Here is a 17,627-nt window from a genome sequence, read left to right on the forward strand (position 1 = left end):
GCCTCAGCCGTACACCGTCGCGCCGGCCGAGCTCTCCTTGCCGACCTTGCGGGCGAGGAAGAGCCCCTCGAGCGCGAGCTCGACCGCGCCGGCGCGTGCGCCGGGCGACTCGGCATCCAGGGCGGCGGCGAGCCGGTCGTAGAGCGCGCCGTCATCACCGAGGTCTGGCAGGGCCTGAAGCATCTCGGCGGCGGTGACCCGCTCGCCGGTGGCGACCGAGGCGCCCTCCTCGAGAGCGGTGACCAGCGGCGCGAGGTCGACTCCGCGCAGGTGCTCGCGCACCGCCTCGACGGTCGCGAGGCGCAGCAGATGGGTGAGGATCTCCTCGCCGCGGCCCTCCTCACCGGCCTCGAGCTCGACCTTGCCGCCGAGCACGTCGACGGCGGTGTCGATGTCGACCAGCCGGGCCACCGGGTCCTCCTCGCCGCGGACCGTGGCCCGGTGCAGCGCCGAGGCGGCGACGGTCTCGGCCCCGGCGATGGAGAAGCGGGCCGAGACCCCCGAGCGCTGGTCGACCGAGCTGGACTCGCGCAGCCCTCGGGTGAAGCGGGCGAGGATCTCTACGAGCACGTCGGGGACCTCGGCGACCAGATCGGCCTCCTGCCGGATCACGGCCATCTCGTCGATCAGCTCGACCGGGTAGTGGGTGCGGATCTCGGCGCCGAAGCGGTCCTTGAGCGGGGTGATGATCCGACCCCGGTTGGTGTAGTCCTCGGGGTTGGCCGACGCGACGACGAGCACGTCGAGCGGCAGCCGCAGCACGTAGCCGCGGATCTGGATGTCGCGCTCCTCCATGACGTTGAGCATCGCCACCTGGATCCGCTCGGCGAGGTCGGGCAGCTCGTTGACCGCGACGATGCCGCGGTGGCTGCGCGGGATGAGCCCGAAGTGGATGGTCTCCGGGTCGCCTAGGCGTCTCCCTTCGGCCACCCGCATCGGGTCGACGTCGCCGATGAGGTCGCCGACGGAGGTGTCGGGGGTGGCGAGCTTCTCGGCGTAGCGCTCGTCGCGGTGCCGCCAGGTGACGGGCAGGTCCTCGCCGAGCTCGTCGGCGCGGCGGCGGGACTCGACGGTGATCGGCTGGTACGGGTGCTCGCCCAGCTCCGAGCCGTCGAGGACCGGGCTCCACTCGTCGAGCAGCCCGACGAGGCTGCGCAGCAGGCGGGTCTTGCCCTGGCCTCGCTCGCCGAGCAGGACGATGTCATGGCCGGCGAGGATCGCCCGCTCCAACTGCGGAATGACGGTGGCCTGCAGGCCGTGCATCCCGGGCCAGGGGTCGCGGCCCTCGCGCAGGGCGGCGAGGAGGTTGTCGCGCAACTCCTGGCGAAGGGAGCGCAGCTCGTGTCCGCTGCTGCGCAGCTCGCCGACGGTGCGGGCCGTCGGAGCCGTGGTGGCCTGCTCGGCGAAGGGGTGGGGGCTGTCGACCGGGTCGTGCGCCATGGAGCGACGCTACGCCACCATCCTGTGCGCACCTGCCACGGCAGGTACCTGCACGCCCACCATCCGGAGCGCACCTGCCTGCACACCACCGCCCAGCGGTACGAGCGGGCACTCCGGACCTAGCCCTACTCCCCCTTCGCCTCCAGGACGAGGACGTCCTCGCCGGTCACGAGCCAGGCTCGGACCGCCCAGCCGTCGTGGCTGACGGCGGCGTCGAGCGCATCGGACCGGGTGAGCTCTGCGTCGGGGACGAGGCGCGCGACCTCCTCGACCAGGTCGGGCCCGTCACCCCCCGGAGCGGGCGCGTGCTCGGCACGGAGTCGCTCGGCGGTGTCCGGTGCCAGGGTGACGACGCCGTCGATCCAGTACGACGACGGGCCAGGGGCATCGCGGTCACCGAGCGTCCCGGACATCCAGCTGGCCGAGACCGGCTCGCCGATCGCCGGGAACCGGGAGGTCAGCGGATCGAGGTCGGTGCGCATCCCACGCTCGTCGACCTGCTTCTCCGGCCCTCCGACGGAGGCACATCCGCTGAGCGTGATCAGCACGACCAAGAAGGTCACCAGCAGCCTCACCATCGCGGCTCCTTCCGATCGGGTCGCCGAGCTGGTCGCCCGGCGGGCTTGCTCAGATGCCGGCGCCCGGGTTGAGGATGCCGAAGGGGTCGAGCGCCTCCTTGATCTTCCGATTCAGCGCCATGACGTCCTCGCCGAGCTGGTCGGCCAGCCAGGGGCGCTTGAGCCGTCCTATCCCGTGCTCGCCGCTGATCGTCCCGCCGAGCGAGAGGGTGAGCTCGATGATTTCCCCGTACGCCTGCTGCGCTCGCTCGGCCATCGCCGGGTCGCTCGGGTCGAGGACAAGAGTCGGGTGGGTGTTGCCGTCGCCGGCGTGCGCGACGACGGCGATCGTCACGTCACGGGCGGCAGCGATGTCGGCGATCCCGGCGAGGAGGTCACCCAGCCGGGGCAGCGGCACGCCGACATCCTCGAGCAGCAGTCGACCCTGCTTCTCCAGCGAGACCAGCGCCGCGCGGCGGGCGGTGACGAACATCGCGCCCTCGTCCGGGTCGTCGGTGCTCACCACCTCGCTCGCGCCGCGCGACTCGCATAACGCGCCGATCTGCTCGATCTCCTCGGCGGCGGTGCCCGCCGGCTCGTCGGACTGGATGACGAGCATCGCGGCTGCCTCGCGGTCCAGGCCCATCCTCAGGTCGTCCTCGACGGCCCCGATGGTCGTGGCGTCCATGAGCTCGAGCATCGATGGCCGCATCCGTGCGGTGATGTCGAGCACGGTCCCGATGGCCGCGTCGAGGTCGGCGAAAGTAGCGACGAGCGTGGCCGCCCGACGCTGCTTCGGCAGCAGGCGGAGCACGATCTCGGTGACGATGCCGAGCGTCCCCTCGCTGCCGACGAAGAGCTTGGTCAGCGGCAGGCCGGCGACGTCCTTGACCCGGGGCCCGCCGAGGCGCACGACGCTGCCGTCGGCGAGGACGACGGTCAGGCCGAGGACGTAGTCGGTGGTCACCCCGTACTTCACGCAGCACAGCCCGCCGGCGTTGGTCGCGATGTTGCCCCCGATGCTGCAGAACTCGTAGCTCGACGGGTCCGGCGGGTACCACAGCCCGTGCTCGGACGCGGCGGCCTTGACCTCGGCGTTCATCAACCCCGGGCCGACGACCGCCGTCCGCGTGGAGGGGTCGATCGCGAGCTCACGCATGCGCTCGGTCGAGATCACCATGCACCCCTCCACCGCGCTGGCCCCACCGGAGAGCCCGGACCCGGCACCGCGGGGCACGACCGGCATCCGGTGCGCCGCGGCGAAGCGCATCGCTACCTGCACGTCGGCGGTGGACCCGGCGCGCACGACCACCGCCGGCGTGCCCGCGGCCGGGTCCTCTGCCCGGTCCCACCGATAGCCCTGGACCCGGTCGGGATCAATGACCACCTGGTCAGGGTCGAGCTCGGCCAGGAGCGGGGAGAGGTCGATCGTCTGGCTCACCAGGTCAACCTCTCACCCCTTCGCCATCCGGTCCACGACATGCTCGGCGATCGCGAGGCTCGACGTGGCCGCCGGCGACGGGGCGTTGCGCAGGCAGGTCACCCCCTCGCTCGAGGTGATGACGAAGTCGTCGACCAGGCTGCCGTCCCGCTCGACCGCCTGCGCCCGCACCCCGCTCAGCCCCGGCGAGACGTCGTCGATGTCGATCTCTGGGACGTAGCGCTGCGCCTGGCGCAGGTAGGCCCGGGTCGACAGCGACCCGACGACCTCGGTCAGGCCGGTACGCCAGTGCCGTGCCGCGAGCCGCCAGAAGCCCGGCCAGGACGCCGTCGCCGCGAGATCGGCGCCGCTGACGTCACCCCAGGTGTATCCCTCTCGGCTCAGCGCAAGGACGGCGTTCGGCCCGATCTCGAGGCCGCCGGTGACCCGCCGGGTGAGGTGCACCCCGAGGAAGGGGTAGCGCGGGTCGGGCACGGGGTAGACCATCCCGCGGACCAGGTCTGCCTTCGCCGGCGCGACGTCGAGGTACTCCCCACGGAAGGGGATGATCCGCGGCCCCACCTGTCCGTCGATCTGAGCCGACAGCGTGTCGGACTGCAGACCGGCACAGACCACCAGCTCGTCGACGAGCACCGGCTCGCGCCCGGACACCGCCAGCTCGATCCGGGAGCCCACCCGCCGGATCGACGTGACCGGGCACGAGAGGCGAAGCTCGCCCCCTTCGCCCCGGATGTCCTCGGCGAGCGCCCGAGCCACCGCGACGTAGTCGACGATCGCGGTCTGCGGGGAGTGCAGGGCCGCCAGGCCCCGGGCGTGCGGCTCGACCTCGCGGATCCCCGCGCCATCAAGGCGGGTCAGGCCGGGCACGCCGTTAGCCTGCGCGGTCGCCTCCAGCGCGTCGAGCCGGCCCATCTCGGACTCCTCGATCGCGACGACGACCTTGCCGCAGGCCCGGTAGTCGATGCCGCGCTCCGCGCAGTACTCACCCAGCAGCGACCGCCCTCGGGCGCACAGCTGCGCCTTGAGGCTGCCCGGCCGGTAGTAGATCCCCGCGTGCACGACGCCGGAGTTGTGGCCGCTCTGGTGGGCGGCGGGGCGGTCTTCCTTCTCGAGGACCACCACCTGGTCGGGGCGGCGTCGCGCCAGCTCTCGGCCCACCGCGAGGCCGATGAGGCCGCCGCCGATGATGCCAATCACTCGCTCCGCCATGCGTTCGATCGTCGCAGAGGACCGGCGAGGGCCATCACCGAGTGCATCGCTCCTGTGGGTCACGTGTGAGCCCTCGGTCGTGCGGCATGCGGCTCATCTCTACCGTCAGCTCTGGGCGACCGCTCAGCGCGCTCATCTGCCGGTGATGTCGCGGCGGCAGGCCGAGATCGTCATCCGACTGCTGCGGGGCTCATCGCGCGGATCGGGGAAAACCAGCGCATCACCCCCGATCGGTGAGCGCGAGGTGGGACGGGCGTGGGACGCTTCGGTCATGCCCAGCAGCACCCACCGCGCCGTCGACGAGTACGCGCGCACCCACGGCGAGCTCGAGGCCGTGACCCAGGAGCGGGTGGCGGCGATCGAGGCCATGCTCGACGAGGCCGGCATCAACTACCTCAGCGTCACCGGACGGGCGAAGGGGGTGTCCTCCTTCGCCGGGAAGGCTCGGCGGCAGGTCGAGGGACGGGCGGCCTTCGCCGACCCGCTCACCGAGATCACCGATCAGGTGGGGGTGCGGGTCATCACCTATGTCGCGAGCGACGTCACGGCCGTCGCCGAGCTGCTCGCCGACCAGCTGGTCGTCCTCGACGACCGTGACCTCGGCCAGGAGACGGCGGGCGAGGGACGCTTCGGGTACTCCAGCCGGCACCTGCTCGTCTCCTTCGACACCGGTTCGGAGGTGACCTACGACCGGATGCGATGCGCGTCGGTGCAGCTACGCACGGTGCTGCAGCACGCCTGGGCCGAGTTCGAGCACGACATCCGCTACAAGGGCACGGTGCCCGACCAGCTGGTCACCGACCTCGACCGGCGCTTCACCCTCGCCGCGGGGCTGATCGAGCTGGCGGACAACGAGTTCTCCGCGATCCGCGACCGGCTGCAGGTCGACCTGAGCACGCAGTCGCCGGAGGTCGGCGGTGACGACCCACGGATCGGGGCGCCGGAGCTGACCGCCTTCCTCGCCGGCCGCTACTCCACCGCCGGGTGGTCACGCACCGACCGGTACGCCTGGATCAGCGGGCTGCTGCTCGAGCTGGGCATCACCTCCCTCGACGAGCTGAGCGAGCTGCTGCAGCAGGTCGACAGCGACGACGTGACCGCCCGGATGGACTACCGCTACCCGCCCGGCGCGGTGCGCCGGCTCGACGACGACCTGCTCGAGCACTACGGGCAGCGCTACGTCGACCTGCACGGCAACGCCCACCGCCGCGAGGCGATGCAGACCCGGCTGGATAAGCTCGCCGGCTCCTGAGCACCGCGCTCACCCGTCGGCGCTGCTGCCCCTAGGCTCACCCCTTCGCCAGCGCGGCCTCCTCGGCGTCCATCGCGGCAACGAAGTCGCGCTTGCCGGCCTGCCACGCGCCCTCGTCCTGGCCGGTGCGCCAGTACCCCGAGATCGACACCTGGTCACGGGGCAGGCCGCGCTCGACGAAGAGGTAGCGGCGCAGATCCTTGACCATGTCGGCGTTGCCGTGCGCGAAGGCCGCGACCCGGCCCCTCGGCCACTCCAGGTCGCGGACCGCCGCCGCGAGCGCATGCCCGTAGCCCAGACCGGTCTCGTCGCGGCGCACCCAGGTGATGCGAGCGCCCGGGCAGCCGGGCAGGTCGAGCTCGCCCCCCGCGTCGGCGACCTCGATCACGACCTCGGCCCGCGCGCCGACGGGCAGCTGCTCCATCGCCGCGGCGATCGCCGGGACGGCGCTCTCGTCACCGGCGAGCAGGTGCACGTCGGCGCTCGGGTCCGGCGCCCAGGCGCCGCCGGGCCCGCGGAAGCTGATCTCCTCCCCCGGCTGTGCTCGCGCCGCCCACGGACCCGCCAGGCCGGCGTCGCCGTGCACGACAAAGTCGATCGCCATCTCCTGGGTCACGCGGTCGAAGCTGCGGATGGTGTAGGTGCGGGTCACCTCGCCGAAGAGGAGCTTGACGTAGTGGTCGGTGAAGGCCAGTTCGGGCAGGTCGGCGAGAGCCTCGCCGGTGAGCACGACCCGGACGAGGTCGCGACCGATGCGTTCGGTGCGGTCGACAGTGGCGGTACGCAGAGGGGGGCGAGGACGCTCAGGCATGAGATTAGGTATACCTAATCTGCGGTCGGGATGCCACCGGCCCCCTGACGCCTCGCCCCCGTAGCCCAGCGAACGGCGATGGGGCTCAGCGCTCCCGGGGCCGTTGATCGTGCGTAGGTTGGCTCCATGAGCACCGTCCTCGTCGCGGGCGCCACCGGCTTCGTCGGTCAGCGTCTCGTCCCCGCCCTGCTCGACGCCGGCCACGAGGTGCGGGCGATGACCCGCAGCCCGCAGAAGTATTCCGGTCCCGGCGAGGCGGTCGAGGGGGACGTCGAGCGGCCGGAGACCCTCGGCCCGGCGATGGAGGGGGTCGACATCGCGTACTACCTCGTGCACTCCCTCGACCAGGAGGACTTCGAGGAGGCCGAGGCGCGCTCGGCCCGCGCCTTCGGGCAGGCGGCCGCCGACGCCGGGGTCGATCAGATCGTCTTCCTCGGTGGGCTGGGCTCGGAGACCGACGAGCTGTCGGTGCACCTGCGCTCGCGCCGGGCGGTCGAGGGACATCTGGGCGAAGGGGGTGTGCCCGTCACCGTGCTGAGAGCGGCGGTGATCGTCGGGCACGGCGGGATCTCCTGGGAGATCACCCGCCAGCTGGTCAAGCACCTGCCCGCGATGGTCGTCCCGAAGTGGGCGCAGACGCGGACCCAGCCGATCGCCCTCGATGACGTCGTGCGCTACCTCGTCGGGGTCGCCGGGGTCGAGGCGGCGATCGGGCAGGTCTTCGAGATCGGCGGGCCGGACCAGCTGACCTACGTCGAGATGCTCCAGCAGGCCGCCGAGAGCGGGGACCGCCGGGTGCCGCCGATCGTGGAGGTGCCGGTGCTCACCCCGCAGCTCTCGGCGCGCTGGCTCGCGCTGGTCACCGATGTCGACGTCACCACAGGGCGCAACCTCATCGACTCGATGGACGTCGAGGTCCTCGTCACCGACCACACGATCCGCGAGGTCGTCCCCTTCGAGCCGATGACCTACCGCGAGGCCGTGGAGCGGGCGCTCGCGGACCGAGCCGCCTACGACGACGCGAAGGGGTGAGTGCCGGCATGGGTGGTGACCGGTTGCGCCGGGTCGCGGTCACCCTGGCTGAGGTCTTCTGCATCGTCGGCACCCTCGTCGGGACGGGGGTGATCGGCACCCGGGTGGCCGAGTCCTCCGGCGGTGCGCTCGCGGCCGACGCGACCCGGATCGCGCCGGCCGGGCCGGCCTTCTCGATCTGGTCGGTGATCTACCTCGGGTTGTTCGCGCTGACCATCTACCAGTGGTTGCCGAGCCAGGCCACGCGTGCGCGGCATCGAGCCACCGGCTGGTGGGTGGCCGCGTCGATGGTGCTCAACGCGGCCTGGCTGCTCGTGACGCAGGCTGGCTGGATCTGGGTAAGCGTCGGCGTCATCGTCACGCTCGCGCTGGTGCTCGGGGTGGTCGTGCGGCGACTGACCGAGGTCGCGGCCGAGGGGCCGGTCGACCGGGTCGTCCTTGACGGGACGCTCGGGCTCTACCTGGGCTGGGTCGCGGTTGCGACCTGCGCCAACATCACAGCTGCGCTCGTCTCGTCGGGGGTCGAGCCTGGTGCCGCCGTCGCCGACGCCGCTGCCGTCGGGGTGCTCGTCGTGGTCGCCGTGCTCGGGGTCGTCCTCGCCCGCCGGCTGGGCGGGCGACTCGCGGTCGCCGGGGCGATGGCCTGGGGTCTGGCGTGGATCGTCGTCGGGCGCCTCACGGACGAGCCGGAGTCGCTGGCCACCGCGATCGCGGCCGGGGTGGCGGCTGTGGTCGTCGTCGCCGCTGCCCTCGTGGCACGTAGGCGAGGATGGGCCGATGACACAGCACCAGCCTGACGCCGACCGGTTCAGCGACGAGGCCGCCGGGTGGGACGACAAGCCCGGGCACGCCGAGCGGACCCTGGCAGTCGCCGCGCTGCTGCGGGCGACTCTCCCCCTTCGTCCCGACCTGGAGCTGCTCGAGATCGGCGGTGGCACCGGGTCGCTGAGCCGCGAGCTGGCCGATGTCATTGGCCGAGCGGTCGTCACCGATGTCGCGCCAGGGATGGTCGAGGTGGCCAGGGAGCGGTTGGCCGATCCTCGCTTCGAGGGGTGGGAGGCGCGGCGGTACGACATCGAGCGGGACGAGCTGCTCGACGAGCGGTTCGACGTCGTCGTCGGGGTGCTCACGCTGCATCACATGGGTGACGTCGCCGCGGTGATCGGTCGGTGCGCCCAGCTGCTGCGTCCCGGTGGTCACCTCGCGCTGGTCGATCTCGACCATGACGCGGAGGGCGCCTTCCACGCCGGGGTCGAGGACTTCGACGGGCACGACGGCTTCACTCGGCAGAGCGCGAGGTCATGGCTGCAGAGCGCGGGGCTGGTCGAGGTCGAGGTACGCGACGCCGGTGCGATCACCAAGGAGGTCGACGGCGGCGAGCGCGACTTCCCGATGTTCCTCGCCACCGGGCGGCGGCCGTGATCACGCTGCGACACGCTCGGGACGACGATTCCGAGGCCACGGCCGCGGTGCCCGAGCGGCGGGGCTGCCACACATTGACGCGACGATCGGCGCGGACAACGAGGCCGGGCTCGCGTACCACCGGGCGATGGGTTTTGTCCCCTACCGCGGGGGCGAAGGGGTGATCCCGCACCGTTTCGACGTGGCCGGATAGGCCCCGCCTCGGCCGGCGGTGCTTCGCCCCCGCGGGTGGGGGCGAAGGTCGCCGTGCGGCGCGCGCGGTGCCATCTCATCAGCCTCCACCGTTGCCCCAGTATCTGGGGCAACAGCCGAGCCGACCGCCACCCCCTTTCGCAGCTCCCCGGGGAGCCTCAGACCAACGGTCCATCGGCGGTGGACTCAGCGCTCAAGGGCGCCCTTGCCGGCGAGGATCTTCTCCCGCGCCTTGGTCGAGCGGCTGGCGCGGGTCTCGGTCTTCTTCGCGGAGCCGACGCGAAGCGCCCAGCTCTTCTGCCGGCCGGGGGTGAGCGCGTCGAAGGCCTGCGCCATCTCGGGGTCGGCGGCCAGCGCCTCGGGCATCTCCACCTCAAGCTCGACCTTGGGTGGCCGCACGCCCTGCTCGGCGTACCCCATGGCCTCGCGCAGGTAGGCGCGGATCGTGTCCTCGTGTTGGCTGACCTGGCCGACCTCGGTGAACCGGAAGGCGTCGGGCGCTCGGGCTGTTCGAGATCGCGGGGATCCCGTTCAGCATCCTGCTACCCGTCATCGGCATCATGGCCGCCACGGCGGAGTGGAGCCAGCGCGCCGGCCTGGTCACCTTCACGGTCGAACCGCGCCGCTGGCGCGTTATCTCCGCCCGCATCGTGGCGGTCACCGTCCTCAGCGCGCTCGTCGTCGTCGCCACCCTCATCGGCTCGTATGCGGTGGCCGCAGCCGCGGACCTGGCCGGGACCGACGTCGGCTACTCGTTCGAGGCCACGGCCATCGCCGGGTCGCTCGCCATGCTGCTGCTCTACGTGCTCCAAGGCGTTGCCTTCGGGTTCCTCCTCCTCAACACCCCGGCAGCGATCGTGATCATCCTCTCGCTCCCGATGGCCTGGCAGGTCGTCTTCGGGCTCAGAGAGCGGGCAGCCACCCTCGCGTCCTGGCTCGAAGCTCGTCGGTGGAACCGTGCAGGCGCGGGCACGCAGACCGAACTCGGTGCCCAGACCCTTGCTGCGAACCTGAGTCAGCTCTCGGCAGGCTGGTTCAGGAACCAGCGGTGACCGAACGGATCCACGAAGACCGCCACCCGCCCGGAGGGCGGGCTGTCCTCGGGGCCCCTGGCCATTGGCGTTCCTTGGCGGACGATGCGGGCGGCGGCCGCGTCGACGTCGGCGACCGTGAGGTGCAGTGACACCGCCGCCCCGCGGGCGGGGTCGGGGGCCGCTATCCCGGCGGAGTCGAACTGGTCGGACATCATCCACTGGGCCTCGCCAATCGCTAGTTCGCAGTGGCCGACCCGACCGTCGTCCATGACGATCGGGTCGTAGGTCACTTCGGCGCCCAGCGCGGCGACGTACCACTCGATGGCGGCTCGGGCGTCGGCGACGCACAGATAGGGAGTCAGCTGGGTCATCGGGTTTCCTGTTCTTCGAGATCGGGGAGGGGTGTCTGGAACGACCAGAGGTGGCCCTCCGGGTCGCGCACGCTGTACTCGCGCACGCCGTAGGGCATGTCGGCCGGCTGGTGGTCGATCGCGGCGCCGGTTGCGGCCACGCGGGCGTGGTGGGCGTCGACGTCGTCGACGAGGATGGCGAGCGAGGCAGTGACCGTGCCGGTGGTGAGCGGCGAGACCATCCGGTGCTCGGGGGCCTCCCGGTGCAGCCAGACCACGCCGTCGCCAGCATGGACCTCGCCGTGCACCGCCCGATCGCCGTCGAAGCTGATCGGTCCAGGAGCCAGACCCAGTACATCGACGAGATAGGCGTGCCCGGCCGCGATGTCGCGGTACACCAGCAACGTGATCCGCCGCGTCAACGCGGGCTCATCAGCCGGTAGTCCTGAGAGCAGTTCAAGCAGGGCCTCGGCAGTGGGCTGGTCGCCCTCGAGGAGACGGGCCTCGACGCCCCGAACTCGTTCCCGCGCCCGAGCGAGGTCGGCCAGCTTCGAATCGAGGTCCACGAGGTGGCGCCGAGTGAGGCCGGGCAGCTCGTCCGTATCGAGGTTGAGGTCGGCCACGGACGTACCAAGTTCGCGGAGCAGCCGGATCCGGTAGAGCTGATCGATGGTGCCGCCGTCGTACCGGCGCCGGCCACCGACATCGCGGGCCGGAAGCAGCAGGCCCATCTCCTCGTAGTACCGCAGAGTGCGTTCAGTGACGCCTGTACGTCGGGCAACGTCGCCGATGCCCCACTGGCCGCCGGGGCTGGTGCTGGTCATGCCGCCACGCTAAGACCTCACGTCGCGTCAGGAGCAAGGGCGGCGCCTCGACAGGCGGCGAAACCCATCAGAAGTCGCCGCCCTCGCGCTGGAAGTTGGTGAACCGGGCGTAGTGGCCCTGGAAGCCAAGGGTGATGTCTGCGGTGGGTCCGTTGCGGTGCTTGGCGACGATGACATCGGCCTCGCCCTCGCGCCCTGCCTCGGGGTCGCGATCCCGGTGCAGCAGGATGACGACGTCGGCGTCCTGCTCGATCGAGCCACTTTCGCGAAGGTCGCTCATCGCCGGACGCTTGTCCGTTCGCTGCTCGGGGCCACGGTTGAGCTGGCTGATCGCGATGACCGGTACCTCGAGCTCCTTAGCGAGCAGCTTCAGCGCCCGGGAGAACTCGGCGACCTCCTGCTGACGCGACTCGACCTTCTTGCCGCTCGTCATGAGCTGCAGGTAGTCGATGACGATGAGCTTGAGGTTGTGCTGCTGCTTCAGCCGGCGCGCCTTGGCTCGAATCTCCATGAGCGCAAGGTTGGGACTGTCGTCGATGAAGAGCGGGCTCGCGCTGATCCGTCCCATGACCCGCGAGAGCTTGCCCCACTCGGGGTCGCTCATCCGCCCCCGCCGCAGGCTCTGCAGCGAGATGGAGGCCTCCGCCGCGAGAACCCGCATCGTGATCTCGGTGCGGCTCATCTCCAACGAGAAGACGGCCGTCGCCATCTTGTGCTGGATCGCTGCCGCGCGGGCCACGTCGATTCCCAGCGTCGAGTTGTGCGTCGGCACCATCGCCCGCCCAGCGAGGTAGAGGTGGTCGTCGTTGTCCACCTCGACGCAGCGGACCGGCACCGATGGCACGGCCCGGACGTCGGTGATGAACCGTGAGTCCCGGCGCTGGAAAGTCCGCCCCCGACGCTCGCGATGCAACGTCGCCTTGCGCTCCAAGGCGAAGGCCTCTTCATCGGCGCTGAAGGTCAGGGTGTATGCGGTCGAGGACTGCACCGAGCGGCCGTGTACGGCCTTTTCGCTCACGCCGCACCGATAGCCCAGTCCCGCGACCAGGTCGTAGGCGTCATCGCGGAGTCGGCGAGACGTCGTCGTGAGCTGGACGCACCCCGCCTTCGTCACCGTCCCGTCGGTATCGAGCAGTCCCGCCAGCACCTCCCTGCGCTGAGCCTCGCTGGCTCGCAGGTACACCATCGGGATGTGCTTGTTGCCGAGCACTCCGACCGTGCGTAGCAGCCCCTGGACCGTGCCGTGCTCGGCATGACATGCCTGGCAGCGTCGCTGTCCAGATGACGGCTGACCGCAGTCCGGGCAGCGAGGTGCCGGCATCCGATCAGTCCCACGTGAACGGCCCCCGCACGACCGGCCGCAGGTCTTGACCTGCGAGGTTCTCGGCACGAAGTGCTCACCGCACACCACGCAGGTACGGGTGGCGGCCTCCGTCACGGGAAGCCGAAGCGAGTACCGCATCGGAGCGGCCGTCTTGGTGACCACAAGCCCTTCGCTCTCGAGTCGCTGGACGATCCCGTCATCGGTTGTCGTGATAGCTGCACAGTCGGTCGACCCATCACCGAGCCACGCCCCAAGCACATAAGGAGACAAGGGCAGGTCTGCCTCAGGCAGGTCGAGAGGCCGGGCCAGCTTCACCGAGTGGTTCAGCCGGCGCTCCGCGGTCTGCGTACGCAGCGTCGCCGCGATCTCCGACGTCGTCCGTACCTCAGCGAAGGTCTGCTGGTTCTGGCATCGGTTGCGCTTGTCCCGCGCGGACTGGAAGGACCTGCGCGACGCTCGGGTGTCGGTGAGCCACTGATGCTGCTCATCTGCCACGATGACCGTCCCGTCGGAGAACTCCACCTCGTAGCAGGGTCTGCCGTTCATCACCTCGGTAGCGGCGACCACCCTCGTCGGACGTCCCGTGGCATCGAGCAACTGGTCGCCCACGGCGACCTCGCCCATCGTTGTCCAGCCCGTCGGGGTGGGCAACGGGGTCTCCAGCGCGAGCGCCTTGCCGACTGCAGGCCTGGCCGCCACGACGATCATCTGACCGGGGTGCAGCCCGTGGGTCAGCTCGTCGAGCTCGGTGAAGCCGGTCGGCACCCCGGTCAGCTCGTCGCTGCGCCCCGAGGCCACCTCGATCTCGGCCATCGTCTCGTTGAGCGTGTCCCACAACGCGACGTAGTCCTCGCCGCCACGCTTCTCGGCAACGCCATACATCTCTGCTTGGGCGGCGTTGACGATCTCCTCGACGTCCCCGCCGCCGGTGCCGTAGCCCATCTGCACGATCCGGGTCCCAGCGTCGACCAGCCGGCGCAGGATCGCCCGCTCGGCGACGATCTGGGCGTAGAAGCCGGCGTTGGCAGCCGTCGGCACCGACTGGATGAGGTCGTGCAGGTAGGCCTGCCCACCCGCTCGCTGCAGCGTCCCCCGCTTGCTCAGCTCGTCGGCGACGGTGATCGCGTCGGCCGGCTCGCCCTTGCTGTACAGGTCAATGATCGCGTCGAAGATCAGCTCGTGCGCCGGCTTGTAGAAGTCGCCCCCACGCACCGTCTCGCGACGTCGGCGATCGCGTCCTTGCTCAGCAGCATCCCGCCGAGCACGGACTGCTCCGCCCCGAGGTCCTGCGGCGGCACTCTGTCGCCGGGCCGGCCGCCCCCTTCGCCCTCGTCTGCGGGCGGCATCGAGCCGAACATCGACTCCAGATCACTCGTGGTCACAGCACCTCCCGCGCGCGGTCAGGCAACTGTGGCACCGAGCACCGACAACGACCTAACGGGCCTGTGGAGGAGGTGTGGACAATCTGTGGACGACACGCGATCGGCGTGTGCACAGCCCGTGGACAACCCTGTGGATGGTCCGGAGAGGCGCCGACGTGACTTCGCAGTAACCCTCATTTTCCGGGGCTGCGTCACCTCACATGCTGTGCATAGAAGATTCTTCGTCCCGCCCCGTTACCCACAGGGCTCAGGAGTCACAGGAGGTACCCAGAAGTTGCATAGCGAGCGCGGGCACGCTCTCGTGCCTTCGCCGCCTCGACCTCCCGGTCCTTCGGCGGAGCGGCGGTCGTGAGCTGTCCGAGCAGCCGCTGGGTCGCCGCAGCCACCTCGTCCACGGCCTCGGCGAACGCCTCCGCGTTGGCCTGCGACGGCTTGGTCGACCCGCTCACCTTGCGCACGTACTGCAGCGCGGCGGCGCGCACCTCCTCGGAGGTCGCGGGCGGCTCGAAGTTGTGGAGCTGTCGAATGTTGCGGCACATGCGACCAGTGTGCGCCTCGCCTCGGGGCCCAGGTCGGTGGAGGTAGGACCGGTGTATCAGGCCGGGCGTTTCTACCTCGAATCGGCTGCGGGGGAGGGGACGGCGAAGGGGGAGGGCCGCCCATCGGCGGGCCCTCCCCCTTCGCGTCGGTCGAGCCTTAAGGCTCAGGGCAGCTTGTCGCCGCCCGGGCCGAAGCCGCTGGTGTCGGCGTGCAGCTCGCCGTCGTCACCGCGGTGGATCGTGTCCGGCAGGTCCTCGCCGCGGCTCGCCTTGTCCTTGACGGTGCGGCGGCGTCCTTGGCCGCGCCGGTCACCTTGTCGGCCACGGCCGGGCCTGGGTCTGCGCGGTGTGCTTGGCCTGGCCCACGGCCTTCTGCGTCTTCGGGCTCGACCACAGCTGGTTGGCCTGGGTCTTGATCTGCTCGTAGCGCTCCTTGCCCGCGCGCGCACCGAGGACGTAGCCGGCAGCCATGCCGGCGAGGAAAGACATCTTGGCCATGACGGCCTCCTTCGAATCGGGTACGAGGCTTACGGTGCCACGTTCGGGCGCCCGGTGCGCTCTAGCGGGCCGGGCAAAACTGCACGTGAGCGGCCCGTGCGAGAGTGGGGCCCATGTCAGCGCTGATCCTCGGACCGCTCCTGCGCAGCGTGGAGGCCACGTCCGCCGCCGTGTGGGTCGAGACCCGCGGTGCCGCCAACCGTCACCGTCCAGGCCGGTCAGACCGAGGCGAGCGCCCCAACCTTCGCCGTCCACGGGCACCACTACGCCCTGGTCGTGATCGACGGGCTCACCCCGGCCGAGCCACCCCGTACGAGGTGCTCGTCGGACGACGAGCTGGTCTGGCCGAGCCGACTCCCCGTACCCAGCGCCGGTCCTCACGACGATCGACGAGCAGCGCCCCCTTCGCCTGGCCTTCGGCTCTGCCGCACGAGCGTCCCGCACGACGCCGACGGCAACGCGACCCACGGTGTCGACGCCCTGCGCGCCTACGGCCTGCGCATGGCCGGCATCACCCACTCCGAGGAGGACCCCGACGGCGCAGACGAGTCCGACACCCGCGGCCCGACATGGTCCTCTTCCTCGGCGACCAGGTCTACGCCGACGAGACCTCTCCGGCGATGCGGGAGTTCATCGCCTCGCGCCGCTCGCTGGACGAGGCGCCGTGGGAGGAGCTGAAGGACTTCGAGGAGTACGCCCACCTCTACGCCCTCGCCTGGCGCGACCCGGCGACCCGCTGGCTGCTCTCGACGCTGCCGAGCGTGATGATCTTCGACGACCACGACGTGCGCGACGACTGGAACACCTCGCTGGCCTGGCGCCGGCAGATGGAGGCCACCTCGTGGTGGCACGAGCGGATCGTCGCCGGGCTCTCGTCGTACTGGTCTACCAGCACCTGGGCAACCTCACCGCCGCCGAGCGCGCGGACGACGACATCTGGCAGATCATCACCGGCCACGACGGGCCGGGCGAGCTCGACCTCACCCAGACCCTCGACGACCCTCGCGGAGCGGGTCGACGCCGAGCCGTCCGCCTACCGCTTCAGCTACTCCCGCGACTTCGGCGACCAGGTGCGGCTCGTCGTCGTCGACTCCCGCGCCGCCCGGGTGCTCGAGCCGGGACGCCGCTCCATCGTCGACGACCAGGAGATGGCCTGGCTCGACGGGCAGATGCGCGGCGATGTCGACCACCTGCTCATCGGCAACCTCCCTGCCCTTCTTCCTCGCGCAGGGGCTGCACAACCTCGAGGCCTTCAACGAGGCGCTCGCCGCCGGCGCCTGGGGCGAGCGCGCGGCCCAGGTGGGCGAGAAGCTGCGCCAGGCGGTCGACATGGAGCACTGGGCGGCCTTCCAGGAGGGCTTCGCGCAGGTCTGCGACATGGTCATCGAGGTGGCGAGCGGCCGGCGCGGCGCCCCACCGGGCACCGTCACCTTCCTCTCCGGCGACGTGCACCACAGCTATGTCTCGGAGGCCTGGCACACCCGAGCCAACGAGCGAAGGGGGGTCGACCCCCTTCGCAGTCGGGTCATCCAGGCGGTCTGCTCACCGATCCGCAACCCCCTCCCCCGCTCGGTCCGGGTGGGAACCGCCTTCCTCTCCCGCAGCGTCGCCGCGCCGATCGGCCGGGCGGCGTCACTGGCGACCCGGGTCCCGAGGCCACCCCTTCGCTGGACCTACGTCGAGGGGCCGTGGTTCGACAACAACCTCGCGACGCTCGAGGTGCAGGGGCGCGGCCTGCGCATGTGGTGGGCCCGCGGGGTGGTCAGTGGTGACGAGCACGACCGCCCGGTGCTGCAGCAGGTCGCCGACATCACCATCGACCCGCCCCGCTAGAGCCTCACCACAGCGCCAGGCTGCGCTCGAAGATCCCGGCGAGGGCGTCCTCGGTGACCGGCTTCGGTGCGGTCGCGAGCAGCCGCTGCTGCTGGATCGCGCCAGTGACGAGGTCGGGGATGTCGCCGCTGCCGTAGCCGACCGCGCCGCACCCGTTCGGGATCCCGATGTCGCGCATGAGGTCGATGAGCACGGTCGGCAGCAGCTCCTCGTCGGCGACCGTGCCGTAGTCCTTCTCCGAGTCGCCGGCGAGCAGTCGGGCCGCCGCCAGGTGGCGCTGCGGTGCCGCGTCGAAGGTGAAGCGGAAGGCCTCGGGCGCGGTGAGCGAGACGGACATGCCGTGCGGCACCAGCGGCTCCTCCCCGGGGTAGTCGGCGGGGTGGAAGTCCTTGACCCGTCCGGCGATCGGGTAGGCGTTGGCGTGCGGGATGTGCACCCCGGCGTTGCCGAAGCCGGCCCCGGCGAAGGTCGCCGCGAGTGCCATGTC

General features: G+C 71.1%; 19 protein-coding genes and 2 pseudogenes. 8 read left to right on the forward strand and 13 right to left on the reverse strand.

The genetic code is table 11. The annotated features are described in order from the left end of the window. Window positions 1-3 precede the first annotated feature (3 nt). The 4 genes from FB557_RS08070 to lhgO all read right to left on the reverse strand — a co-directional run bounded on the left by FB557_RS08070 (window position 4) and on the right by lhgO (window position 4,647). The gene (locus FB557_RS08070; protein ID WP_144857072.1) at window positions 4-1,440 is read right to left on the reverse strand and encodes a MoxR family ATPase; all 1,437 of its coding nucleotides are present in this window, start codon (window positions 1,438-1,440) and stop codon (window positions 4-6) included. 125 nt (window positions 1,441-1,565) lie between these two features. Then, window positions 1,566-2,018: a hypothetical protein gene (locus FB557_RS08075; protein ID WP_144857073.1), complete on the reverse strand. Its 453-nt coding sequence runs from the start codon at window positions 2,016-2,018 to the stop codon at window positions 1,566-1,568. Window positions 2,019-2,067: 49 nt separating this feature from the next. Continuing rightward, window positions 2,068-3,438, reverse strand: a complete 1,371-nt coding sequence (locus tag FB557_RS08080; RefSeq protein ID WP_144857074.1) for an FAD-binding oxidoreductase — start codon at window positions 3,436-3,438, stop codon at window positions 2,068-2,070. Window positions 3,439-3,450: 12 nt separating this feature from the next. Further along, the gene (lhgO, locus tag FB557_RS08085; RefSeq protein ID WP_144857075.1) at window positions 3,451-4,647 is read right to left on the reverse strand and encodes an L-2-hydroxyglutarate oxidase; all 1,197 of its coding nucleotides are present in this window, start codon (window positions 4,645-4,647) and stop codon (window positions 3,451-3,453) included. Window positions 4,648-4,918: 271 nt separating this feature from the next. Here lhgO and FB557_RS08090 point away from each other — a divergent pair, with 271 nt between their 5' ends. Then, complete coding sequence (locus tag FB557_RS08090; protein ID WP_281290049.1) at window positions 4,919-5,899, forward strand: GTP pyrophosphokinase; 981 nt, start codon at window positions 4,919-4,921, stop codon at window positions 5,897-5,899. Between the two features lie 37 nt (window positions 5,900-5,936). Here FB557_RS08090 and FB557_RS08095 read toward each other — a convergent pair whose 3' ends face one another. After that, the gene (locus tag FB557_RS08095) at window positions 5,937-6,710 is read right to left on the reverse strand and encodes a siderophore-interacting protein (RefSeq protein ID WP_144854526.1); all 774 of its coding nucleotides are present in this window, start codon (window positions 6,708-6,710) and stop codon (window positions 5,937-5,939) included. A gap of 126 nt (window positions 6,711-6,836) precedes the next feature. On the opposite strand from FB557_RS08095, the gene FB557_RS08100 reads away from it, so the two are divergent. The 3 genes from FB557_RS08100 to FB557_RS08110 are packed head-to-tail and all read left to right on the forward strand — an operon-like array spanning window position 6,837 to window position 9,164. After that, on the forward strand, window positions 6,837-7,742 hold the full coding sequence (locus FB557_RS08100) for an NAD(P)H-binding protein (RefSeq protein WP_144854523.1): 906 nt from the start codon (window positions 6,837-6,839) through the stop codon (window positions 7,740-7,742). Continuing rightward, the gene (locus tag FB557_RS08105; protein WP_144854521.1) at window positions 7,739-8,539 is read left to right on the forward strand and encodes a TspO/MBR family protein; all 801 of its coding nucleotides are present in this window, start codon (window positions 7,739-7,741) and stop codon (window positions 8,537-8,539) included. Before FB557_RS08100 ends, FB557_RS08105 begins: the two co-directional genes overlap by 4 nt. Continuing rightward, window positions 8,520-9,164, forward strand: a complete 645-nt coding sequence (locus FB557_RS08110) for a class I SAM-dependent methyltransferase (RefSeq protein ID WP_144854519.1) — start codon at window positions 8,520-8,522, stop codon at window positions 9,162-9,164. The genes FB557_RS08105 and FB557_RS08110 overlap by 20 nt, the downstream gene beginning before the upstream one ends. Before the next feature lie 378 nt (window positions 9,165-9,542). Here the strand turns inward: FB557_RS08110 and FB557_RS08120 are convergent, their stop codons facing one another. Further along, window positions 9,543-9,776 (reverse strand): YdeI/OmpD-associated family protein, encoded by a 234-nt coding sequence (locus FB557_RS08120; protein ID WP_144854517.1) that lies wholly within the window; start codon window positions 9,774-9,776, stop codon window positions 9,543-9,545. Between the two features lie 140 nt (window positions 9,777-9,916). Here FB557_RS08120 and FB557_RS08125 point away from each other — a divergent pair, with 140 nt between their 5' ends. After that, window positions 9,917-10,408, forward strand: coding sequence for a hypothetical protein (locus tag FB557_RS08125; protein ID WP_144854515.1), 492 nt, complete (start codon window positions 9,917-9,919; stop codon window positions 10,406-10,408). Here the strand turns inward: FB557_RS08125 and FB557_RS08130 are convergent. The 5 genes and pseudogenes from FB557_RS08130 to FB557_RS08150 all read right to left on the reverse strand — a co-directional run bounded on the left by FB557_RS08130 (window position 10,372) and on the right by FB557_RS08150 (window position 15,307). Further along, entirely contained in the window at window positions 10,372-10,761 is a 390-nt protein-coding gene (locus FB557_RS08130) for a VOC family protein (protein ID WP_144854513.1), read from the reverse strand. The two genes, FB557_RS08125 and FB557_RS08130, sit on opposite strands and share 37 nt — an antisense overlap. Then, on the reverse strand, window positions 10,758-11,564 hold the full coding sequence (locus FB557_RS08135; RefSeq protein ID WP_144854511.1) for a MerR family transcriptional regulator: 807 nt from the start codon (window positions 11,562-11,564) through the stop codon (window positions 10,758-10,760). The genes FB557_RS08130 and FB557_RS08135 overlap by 4 nt, the downstream gene beginning before the upstream one ends. A 67-nt stretch (window positions 11,565-11,631) precedes the next feature. Further along, a pseudogene (dnaB, locus tag FB557_RS08140) lies at window positions 11,632-14,234 on the reverse strand (replicative DNA helicase). A 290-nt stretch (window positions 14,235-14,524) separates the two neighbouring features. Further along, window positions 14,525-14,809: a DUF2277 domain-containing protein gene (locus tag FB557_RS08145; protein WP_144857077.1), complete on the reverse strand. Its 285-nt coding sequence runs from the start codon at window positions 14,807-14,809 to the stop codon at window positions 14,525-14,527. 309 nt (window positions 14,810-15,118) lie between these two features. After that, on the reverse strand, window positions 15,119-15,307 hold the full coding sequence (locus FB557_RS08150) for a hypothetical protein (protein ID WP_144857078.1): 189 nt from the start codon (window positions 15,305-15,307) through the stop codon (window positions 15,119-15,121). A gap of 189 nt (window positions 15,308-15,496) precedes the next feature. On the opposite strand from FB557_RS08150, the gene FB557_RS14910 reads away from it, so the two are divergent. Then, on the forward strand, window positions 15,497-15,985 hold the full coding sequence (locus FB557_RS14910; RefSeq protein ID WP_484177379.1) for a DUF7800 domain-containing protein: 489 nt from the start codon (window positions 15,497-15,499) through the stop codon (window positions 15,983-15,985). Then, window positions 15,910-16,131 (forward strand): annotated as a pseudogene (locus FB557_RS14810) (alkaline phosphatase D family protein); the annotation flags it as partial. The gene FB557_RS14910 and the pseudogene FB557_RS14810, both read left to right, overlap by 76 nt. Before the next feature lie 221 nt (window positions 16,132-16,352). Here the strand turns inward: FB557_RS14810 and FB557_RS14575 are convergent. Continuing rightward, window positions 16,353-16,505, reverse strand: a complete 153-nt coding sequence (locus FB557_RS14575) for a hypothetical protein (protein ID WP_246074569.1) — start codon at window positions 16,503-16,505, stop codon at window positions 16,353-16,355. Here FB557_RS14575 and FB557_RS14580 point away from each other — a divergent pair. Then, entirely contained in the window at window positions 16,487-17,140 is a 654-nt protein-coding gene (locus FB557_RS14580) for a metallophosphoesterase family protein (RefSeq protein ID WP_246074571.1), read from the forward strand. The two genes, FB557_RS14575 and FB557_RS14580, sit on opposite strands and share 19 nt — an antisense overlap. Window positions 17,141-17,144: 4 nt before the next feature. Here the strand turns inward: FB557_RS14580 and FB557_RS08160 are convergent. Further along, window positions 17,145-17,627, reverse strand: a 483-nt coding sequence (locus tag FB557_RS08160; protein ID WP_144854505.1) for a dehydroquinate synthase/iron-containing alcohol dehydrogenase family protein, incomplete at its 5' end; no start/stop codon positions are given.

It is taken from the genome of Marihabitans asiaticum, assembly GCF_007828725.1.
Taxonomy (GTDB): Bacteria; Actinomycetota; Actinomycetes; order Actinomycetales; family Dermatophilaceae; genus Marihabitans; species Marihabitans asiaticum.

What these genes read in the sequence shown, in the direction of transcription:
- FB557_RS14575 (WP_246074569.1), bottom strand. Translation starts at nt 16,505, where the DNA reads ATGAGCAGGTGGTCGACATCGCCGCGCATCTGCCCGTCGAGCCAGGCC.
- FB557_RS08120 (WP_144854517.1), bottom strand. Translation starts at nt 9,776, where the DNA reads ATGGGGTACGCCGAGCAGGGCGTGCGGCCACCCAAGGTCGAGCTTGAG.
- FB557_RS08090 (WP_281290049.1), top strand. Translation starts at nt 4,919, where the DNA reads ATGCCCAGCAGCACCCACCGCGCCGTCGACGAGTACGCGCGCACCCAC.
- FB557_RS08125 (WP_144854515.1), top strand. Translation starts at nt 9,917, where the DNA reads ATGGCCGCCACGGCGGAGTGGAGCCAGCGCGCCGGCCTGGTCACCTTC.
- FB557_RS08095 (WP_144854526.1), bottom strand. Translation starts at nt 6,710, where the DNA reads ATGCCTGAGCGTCCTCGCCCCCCTCTGCGTACCGCCACTGTCGACCGC.
- FB557_RS08100 (WP_144854523.1), top strand. Translation starts at nt 6,837, where the DNA reads ATGAGCACCGTCCTCGTCGCGGGCGCCACCGGCTTCGTCGGTCAGCGT.
- FB557_RS08110 (WP_144854519.1), top strand. Translation starts at nt 8,520, where the DNA reads ATGACACAGCACCAGCCTGACGCCGACCGGTTCAGCGACGAGGCCGCC.
- lhgO (WP_144857075.1), bottom strand. Translation starts at nt 4,647, where the DNA reads ATGGCGGAGCGAGTGATTGGCATCATCGGCGGCGGCCTCATCGGCCTC.
- FB557_RS14580 (WP_246074571.1), top strand. Translation starts at nt 16,487, where the DNA reads ATGTCGACCACCTGCTCATCGGCAACCTCCCTGCCCTTCTTCCTCGCG.
- FB557_RS08135 (WP_144854511.1), bottom strand. Translation starts at nt 11,564, where the DNA reads ATGACCAGCACCAGCCCCGGCGGCCAGTGGGGCATCGGCGACGTTGCC.
- FB557_RS08130 (WP_144854513.1), bottom strand. Translation starts at nt 10,761, where the DNA reads ATGACCCAGCTGACTCCCTATCTGTGCGTCGCCGACGCCCGAGCCGCC.
- FB557_RS08070 (WP_144857072.1), bottom strand. Translation starts at nt 1,440, where the DNA reads ATGGCGCACGACCCGGTCGACAGCCCCCACCCCTTCGCCGAGCAGGCC.
- FB557_RS08145 (WP_144857077.1), bottom strand. Translation starts at nt 14,809, where the DNA reads ATGTGCCGCAACATTCGACAGCTCCACAACTTCGAGCCGCCCGCGACC.
- FB557_RS08075 (WP_144857073.1), bottom strand. Translation starts at nt 2,018, where the DNA reads ATGGTGAGGCTGCTGGTGACCTTCTTGGTCGTGCTGATCACGCTCAGC.
- FB557_RS08150 (WP_144857078.1), bottom strand. Translation starts at nt 15,307, where the DNA reads ATGGCCAAGATGTCTTTCCTCGCCGGCATGGCTGCCGGCTACGTCCTC.